The sequence below is a fragment of the Leisingera sp. F5 genome (genome assembly GCF_001593695.1).
In genome coordinates, this window is the sequence record NZ_LUKH01000890.1 from 1 (window position 1) to 1,510 (window position 1,510).

2 protein-coding genes are annotated in these 1,510 nt (G+C 67.2%); both read left to right on the forward strand.

Going from position 1 to position 1,510, the window contains the following annotated elements; all coding sequences use genetic code 11:
• Positions 1-885 (forward strand): efflux RND transporter periplasmic adaptor subunit (locus A2I95_RS37135; RefSeq protein WP_291737478.1); only part of this gene is annotated, 885 nt, incomplete at its 5' end.
• A gap of 5 nt (positions 886-890) precedes the next feature.
• Positions 891-1,510 (forward strand): efflux RND transporter permease subunit (locus A2I95_RS37140; protein WP_291737479.1); only part of this gene is annotated, 620 nt, incomplete at its 3' end.

Sequence of the window (1,510 nt, forward strand, 5' to 3'; positions counted from 1 at the left end):
GCGGTGATCTCGCGCCGCCAGGCCGTAAGCCAGGCCGAGGCACGCGTGGATCAGGCTGCCACCCGCGTGGCCAGGGCGCAAATCGCATTGGACGAAGCGCGGCGTGAGCTGGACGATACCACGATCATGGCGGGTTTTGACGGGACCTTGCAGGCAGTGAGCCTGGTGCAGGGGCGGCTGGTCTCGACCAACGAAAAACTGGCGGATCTGGTTGACCCGGATCTTCTGGAGGCGGCGTTCCGGGTGTCCACCGCGCAATACGCCCGGCTGTTGGACGCCGAGGGCCGTCTGCTGCGTGCGCCGGTGCGGGTCTCGCTCGATGCGGCCGGCGCGGATCTGAGTGCCGCCGGGCAGATCTCCCGTGCCAGCGGGGCGGCTGGCGATGGTCAGACGGGACGGCTGATCTATGCCCGGCTGGAGGCCGCGCCGGGGTTCGAACCTGGCGATTTTGTCACCGTCAAGGTAACCGAGCCGGAAGTCAGGGCCGTGGCCCGTGTCCCGGGTTCGGCGCTGGGCACGGATGGCTCTGTCCTGGTGCTGGGCCCTGAGGACAGGCTGGAGGCGTTGCCAGTTGAACTGGTGCGCCGTCAGGGCGATGACGTTCTGATCCGCGGTTCGGGGCTGGAGGGGCGAGAGATCGTCACTGGCCGCACGCCGCTGCTGGGCGCGGGCATCAAGGTGCGCCCGCTGCGCCGGGGCGCCGCAGCGCAGGCCCTGCAAGAACTGATTGAGCTGAGCGATGAGCGACGGGCACGGCTGGTTGCTTTTGTCGAGGGCAGCAGTGTGATGCCGTCCGGATTGAAGGAGCAGATGCTGCAGCAGCTGGCTGAGGCGCGGGTGCCCGCGCAATTGGTCAACCGGATCGAATCCCGGATCGGAGGCTGAGCGTCATGGTCCGTAAGCTCCCCCGGCCGGCCCGCGGGCTGTTCAGTTATTTCACCCGCCACCGCACCGCCGCGAACCTTCTGCTGGTGATCATGCTGGTGCTGGGCGCGGCAGCGATGCCCAACATGCGGGCGCAGTTCTTCCCGGATGTGATTGTCGAGCGCGTCACGGTCACGGTCGAATGGGAGGGCGCAGGCCCCGAGGATGTGGACAGTGCCATCGTGCAGGTTCTGGAACCTGCGCTGCTGGCGGTGGACGGGGTGGAGGAGACATCATCAACCTCGCGCGAGGGGCGGGCAACTCTGACGCTGGAGTTTGAGCCGGGCTCGGACATGGGGCAGGCGACGGATGATGTGCAGGCGGCGGTCGATGGTATCACCACTTTGCCGGAGGAGGCGGAGGAACCGGAAGTGCGCCGCGGCGCCTGGCGCGACCGGGTGACCGACGTTGTGATCTCTGGCCCGGTGGCCGCCGGGCAGCTGGGTCTGTTTGCGGATGAGCTGGTGATCCGGTTGTTTGAGGCGGGCGTCACCCGGACCACTATCCGCGGCGTGGCTGCACCTGAGACAATCGTTGAAGTGCCCACTGCCAAGCTGATGACACATGACATCACCATGCGCGAAGT